This window comes from Streptomyces sp. NPDC059853 (genome assembly GCF_042731495.1).
In the GTDB taxonomy this organism is placed as follows: domain Bacteria; phylum Actinomycetota; class Actinomycetes; order Streptomycetales; family Streptomycetaceae; genus Streptomyces.
The window spans coordinates 1-5,552 of sequence record NZ_JBHWJL010000239.1; the positions used below are offsets into that span (position 1 = coordinate 1).

General features: G+C 72.7%; 7 protein-coding genes. All 7 read left to right on the forward strand.

From position 1 onward, the window contains the following. A partial coding sequence (carB, locus tag ACFV5N_RS21085) for a carbamoyl-phosphate synthase large subunit (protein ID WP_385602041.1) occupies window positions 1-1,652 on the forward strand: 1,652 nt, incomplete at its 5' end. A 1-nt stretch (window position 1,653) separates the two neighbouring features. After that, window positions 1,654-2,829 (forward strand): quinone-dependent dihydroorotate dehydrogenase, encoded by a 1,176-nt coding sequence (locus ACFV5N_RS21090; protein ID WP_385602044.1) that lies wholly within the window; start codon window positions 1,654-1,656, stop codon window positions 2,827-2,829. Next, entirely contained in the window at window positions 2,826-3,671 is an 846-nt protein-coding gene (pyrF, locus tag ACFV5N_RS21095) for an orotidine-5'-phosphate decarboxylase (RefSeq protein WP_385602047.1), read from the forward strand. The genes ACFV5N_RS21090 and pyrF overlap by 4 nt, the downstream gene beginning before the upstream one ends. 212 nt (window positions 3,672-3,883) lie before the next feature. Next, window positions 3,884-4,207, forward strand: coding sequence for an integration host factor (locus tag ACFV5N_RS21100; RefSeq protein ID WP_019434744.1), 324 nt, complete (start codon window positions 3,884-3,886; stop codon window positions 4,205-4,207). Window positions 4,208-4,245: 38 nt separating this feature from the next. Continuing rightward, the gene (gene gmk / locus ACFV5N_RS21105) at window positions 4,246-4,797 is read left to right on the forward strand and encodes a guanylate kinase (RefSeq protein WP_019434743.1); all 552 of its coding nucleotides are present in this window, start codon (window positions 4,246-4,248) and stop codon (window positions 4,795-4,797) included. Between the two features lie 52 nt (window positions 4,798-4,849). Then, window positions 4,850-5,131 (forward strand): DNA-directed RNA polymerase subunit omega, encoded by a 282-nt coding sequence (gene rpoZ / locus ACFV5N_RS21110; protein WP_019434742.1) that lies wholly within the window; start codon window positions 4,850-4,852, stop codon window positions 5,129-5,131. Between the two features lie 214 nt (window positions 5,132-5,345). After that, window positions 5,346-5,552 (forward strand): flavoprotein (locus ACFV5N_RS21115; protein ID WP_385602052.1); only part of this gene is annotated, 207 nt, incomplete at its 3' end.

Here is a 5,552-nt window from a genome sequence, read left to right on the forward strand (position 1 = left end):
TCATCATCCTGGGCTCCGGCCCCAACCGCATCGGCCAGGGCATCGAGTTCGACTACTCCTGCGTCCACGCCTCCTTCGCGCTCAGCGAGGCCGGCTACGAGACCGTCATGGTCAACTGCAACCCCGAGACCGTCTCCACCGACTACGACACCTCCGACCGGCTCTACTTCGAGCCGCTCACCCTGGAGGACGTCCTGGAGATCGTGCACGCCGAGGCGCAGGCCGGACCGCTGGCCGGCGTCATCGTCCAGCTCGGCGGCCAGACCCCGCTCGGTCTCGCCCAGGCCCTGAAGGACAACGGCGTGCCGATCGTCGGCACCTCGCCCGAGGCCATCAACCTCGCCGAGGAGCGCGGCCACTTCGGCCGCGTCCTGGAGGCCGCCGGCCTGCCCGCCCCCAAGTACGGCACCGCGCACTCCTTCGACGAGGCCCGCACCATCGCCGCCGGCATCGGCTACCCCGTGATGGTCCGCCCCAGCTACGTCCTGGGCGGCCGGGGCATGCAGATCGTGTACGACGAGCCCTCGCTCGCCGACTACCTGGAGCGGCACGCCGGGCTCATCTCCGAACACCCCGTCCTCATCGACCGGTTCCTCGACGACGCCATCGAGATCGACGTGGACGCCCTCTACGACGGCCACGAGCTCTACCTCGGCGGCGTCATGGAGCACATCGAGGAGGCCGGCATCCACTCCGGCGACTCGGCCTGCGCCCTGCCGCCCATCACCCTCGGCGGCCACGACATCAAGCGGCTGCGCGCCTCCACCGAGGCCATCGCCGCCGGGGTCGGCGTCCGCGGACTGATCAACATCCAGTTCGCGCTCTCCGGCGACATCCTCTACGTGCTGGAGGCCAACCCCCGCGCCTCCCGCACCGTGCCCTTCACCTCCAAGGCCACCGCCGTCCCGCTGGCCAAGGCCGCCGCCCGCATCTCGCTCGGCGCCACCGTCGCCGAACTGCGCGCCGAAGGACTGCTGCCCGCCCACGGCGACGGCGGCACCCTGCCCATGGACGCCCCCATCTCCGTCAAGGAGGCCGTCATGCCCTGGTCGCGGTTCCGCGACGTCCAGGGCCGGGGCGTGGACACGGTGCTCGGGCCCGAGATGCGCTCCACCGGCGAGGTCATGGGCATCGACACGGTCTTCGGCACCGCCTACGCCAAGTCCCAGGCCGGCGCCTACGGAGCGCTGCCCACCAAGGGACGGGCGTTCATCTCGATCGCCAACCGCGACAAGCGCGCCATGATCTTCCCGGCCCGCGCCCTGGTCGAGCACGGCTTCGAACTGCTCGCCACCTCCGGCACCGCCGAGGTGCTGCGCCGCAACGGCATCGACGCCACCGTGGTGCGCAAGCAGAGCGAGGGCGAGGGGCCGAACGGCGAGAAGACCATCGTCCAGCTCATCCACGACGGGGACGTCGATCTGATCGTCAACACCCCCTACGGCACCGGCGGCCGGCTCGACGGCTACGACATCCGTACCGCGGCCGTCGCCCGCGCCGTGCCCTGCCTCACCACCGTGCAGGCGCTGGCCGCCGCCGTCCAGGGCATCGACGCCCTGCGCCACGGCGACGTCGGCGTCCGCTCGCTCCAGGACCACGCCCGGCACCTGATCAGCGCCCGGGAAGCCGGCGCCGAAGGGACGGGCGCCTGACATGGGACGCGCCTACTCCCTGCTCTTCCGCACGGTCCTCACCCGGATCGACCCCGAACGCGCCCACCATCTCGCGTTCGGGGCCATCCGGGCCGCCGCCTCCGTCCCCGTGGTGCGCGACGCCGTACGGGCCGGTTTCGCGCCCCGCTTCCCGCAGTTGCGGGTGCGGGCGCTCGGCCGCACCATGCCCGGCCCCTTCGGGCTCGCCGCCGGCTTCGACAAGAACGCGGTCGGCATCGACGGCCTGGCCCTGCTCGGCTTCGACCACATCGAGATCGGCACGGTCACCGGCGAGCCGCAGCCCGGCAATCCGCGCCGCCGGCTGTTCCGGCTGGTGGCCGACCGCGCCCTGGTCAACCGGATGGGCTTCAACAACGACGGCTCCGCCGCCGTCGCCGCCCGGCTGGCCCGCCGCGTGTCCCGCCCCGGTGGCACCGTCGTGGGCGTCAACATCGGCAAGACCAAGGTGGTCCCCGAGGAGGAGGCCGTCGCCGACTACGTGACCTCCACCGAGCGGCTCGCCGCCCACGCCGACTACCTCGTGGTCAACGTCTCCTCGCCCAACACCCCGGGGCTGCGCGCCCTCCAGGCCGTCGACCAGCTGCGCCCGCTGCTGAGCGCCGTCCGCGAGGCCGCCGACCGGACCGTGACCGGGCGCCGGGTGCCGCTGCTGGTGAAGATCGCCCCCGATCTCGCCGACGAGGACATCGACGCCGTCGCCGATCTCGCCCTGGAACTGGGCCTCGACGGCATCATCGCCACCAACACCACCATCTCCCGGGCGGGCCTGGCCACCCCCGACGAGGAGGTGGCGGCCATCGGCGCGGGCGGCCTCTCCGGCGCGCCGCTGACCGAGCGCTCCCTGGAGGTGCTGCGCCGGCTGCACCGGCGTACCGGCGGCCGGCTCACCCTGATCGGGGTGGGCGGGATCACCACGGCCGAGGACGCCTGGGCGCGGATCCGCGCCGGAGCGACCCTGATCCAGGGCTACAGCGGCTTCATCTACGAGGGCCCGGCCTGGGCCCGGCGCATCCACCGCGGGCTCGCCCGGCAGCTGGCGGCCAGCCCGTACCGGACGCTGGCCGAGGCCGTCGGCACCGACGCCGGCACCGGCCACGGCACCCAGGGCGGCGCGGAGGCCGCCGCCGGGGCCGGGGCGAAGGGGGACGCGGCATGAGCGCCACCGAGCCGTTCGGCGCCCGGCTGCACCGGGCCATGGCCGAACGCGGGCCGCTGTGCGTGGGGATCGACCCGCACGCCGCGCTGCTCGCCGACTGGGGGCTCGGCGACGACGTCGCCGGCCTGGAGCGGTTCACCCGCACCGTGGTGGAGGCGCTGGCGGACCGGGTCGCGGTGCTCAAGCCGCAGTCCGCGTTCTTCGAGCGCTTCGGCTCCCGGGGCGTGGCCGTCCTGGAGCGGGCCGTCGCCGACAGCAGGGCGGCCGGGGCGCTGGTGGTCACCGATGTCAAGCGCGGCGACATCGGCTCCACCATGGCCGCCTACGCCACCGCTTATCTGGAGCCGGGCGCCCCGCTCTTCTCGGACGCGATCACCGTCAGCCCCTACCTCGGCTTCGAGTCGCTGCGCCCCGCGCTGGACCTGGCGCGTACGCACGGGGGCGGGATCTTCGTCCTGGGGCTCACCTCCAACCCGGAGGGCGCACAGGTGCAGCGGGCCACCGCCGCCGACGGGCGCCCGCTGGCCCAGCTGATGCTGGACGCGATCGCCCGGGAGAACGCGGGGGCCGCCCCGCTCGGCTCGGTCGGCGCGGTGATCGGTGCCACGCTGTCCACGGCGGGCGTCGACCTGGCGGTCAACGGCCCGCTGCTGGCTCCCGGCATCGGCGCCCAGGGGGCCACCGCGGCCGACCTGCCCCGGCTGTTCGGGGACCGGATCGGTCAGGTGGTGCCCAGTGTCAGCCGGTCGGTGCTGCGGGCCGGGCCCGGGGTGGAGGCGTTGCGTGCGGCGGCGGAAGCGGAGGTACGGGCGCTCTCGGCGGCGCTCCGTGACCGCCGTTGAGCCCTCCACCGTAGAGAAATGTCCGAAAAGTTCGTACTGATTGAACGCTGACCTGGACTTTTTGACGATTCTCGCTGACTCAGGCCGGATCGGCCGCTAGTCTCCGACGAGAGCGGAGCAGCACGGCGCCCAGTCGGCTGCCCGCCGGCACGGGGCCACCAGGTCACGTGCTGTCCGTATCCAACAGATTCGACACCCGAGGTGACGTAGGCGTGGCTCTTCCGCCCCTAACCCCTGAACAGCGCGCAGCCGCGCTTGAGAAGGCCGCCGCGGCTCGCCGGGAGCGCGCCGAGGTCAAGAATCGGCTCAAGCACTCCGGCGCCTCCCTGCACGAGGTCATTCAGCAGGGCCAGAAGAACGATGTCATCGGCAAGATGAAGGTGAGCGCGCTGCTCGAATCGCTGCCCGGCGTCGGCAAGGTCCGCGCCCGGCAGATCATGGAGCGTCTCGGCATCTCCGAGAGCCGCCGGGTCCGAGGCCTGGGCTCCAACCAGATCGCCTCGCTGGAGCGTGAGTTCGGCGACAAGGCGGCCTGAGATTTTCCCGCTCCCTCGGGAGACGGGATAATCGGCGCATGAACGATCGTCCGCGGCTGACCGTGCTCTCCGGCCCCTCCGGGGTCGGCAAGAGCACGGTCGTCGCCCATATGCGCAAAGCTCATCCGGAGGTGTGGCTGTCCGTCTCGGCCACCACCCGCCCTCCCCGGCCGGGGGAACAGCACGGGGTGCACTACTTCTTCGTGGACGACGAGGAGTTCGACAAACTCGTCGCCAACGGGGAACTGCTGGAGTGGGCCGAGTTCGCCGGCAACCGCTACGGCACGCCGCGCCGGGCCGTGCTCGACCGGCTGGAGGCGGGGGACCCGGTGCTCCTGGAGATCGATCTCCAGGGCGCCCGGCTGGTGCGCTCCTCGATGCCCGAGGCACGGCTGGTCTTCCTGGCCCCGCCCAGCTGGGAGGAGCTGGTCCGGCGGCTCACCGGGCGCGGCACCGAGCCGCCCGACGTGATCGAACGGCGGCTGACCGAGGCCAGGAAGGAGCTGGCGGCGGAGGCCGAGTTCGACGTCACCCTGGTGAACACGTCGGTCGAGGACGTCGCGGGTGAGCTGCTAGCCTTGCTGTGTTAACCAGGGGGCAGTTTTGTTTCCCCCGCCCCCGACCCCCTGCGGAAGGTAGAGCGTGTCCTCTTCCATCACCACGCCCGAGGGCATCATCAACCCGCCGATCGATGAGCTGCTCGAGGCCACCGACTCGAAGTACAGCCTGGTGATCTACGCCGCCAAGCGCGCGCGGCAGATCAACGCGTACTACTCGCAGCTCGGCGAGGGCCTGCTGGAGTACGTCGGCCCGCTCGTGGACACCCATGTGCACGAGAAGCCGCTGTCGATCGCGCTCCGCGAGATCAACGCCGGTCTGCTGACCTCCGAGGCCGTCGACGGCCCGGCCGACCCGGGCCGCTGAGCCGCGGCCCCTCCGGCATCCCCCGTCGCTCCGGGCCCCGCGGCCCGGCGGCCGGGGGACGGTAGCCGGGGGACACCGCCCGGGCCCCGTACCTCCGGGGCCATCGCGGACCCGACCGGCACCGAACCCGGGCCGGGAGGGCCGTCGCATCGAATCGTCCACGGGCCCGGCAGTACGCTGCCGGGCCCGTGATCGCGCCGGGAGAAGGCCAGCGATGGACAAGCCGAAGGTCGTACTGGGAGTCAGCGGCGGGATCGCCGCCTACAAGGCGTGCGAGCTGCTGCGGCGGCTGACCGAGTCGGGCCACGACGTCCGGGTGCTGCCCACGGCCAACGCGCTGCGCTTCGTCGGCGCGCCGACCTGGGCGGCCCTCTCCGGCCATCCGGTGGAGACCGAGGTCTTCGCGGACGTGCACGAGGTG

Coding starts and splice junctions, on each gene's coding strand:
- ACFV5N_RS21090 (WP_385602044.1), top strand. CDS start 1,654: ATGGGACGCGCCTACTCCCTGCTCTTCCGCACGGTCCTCACCCGGATC.
- pyrF (WP_385602047.1), top strand. CDS start 2,826: ATGAGCGCCACCGAGCCGTTCGGCGCCCGGCTGCACCGGGCCATGGCC.
- gmk (WP_019434743.1), top strand. CDS start 4,246: ATGAACGATCGTCCGCGGCTGACCGTGCTCTCCGGCCCCTCCGGGGTC.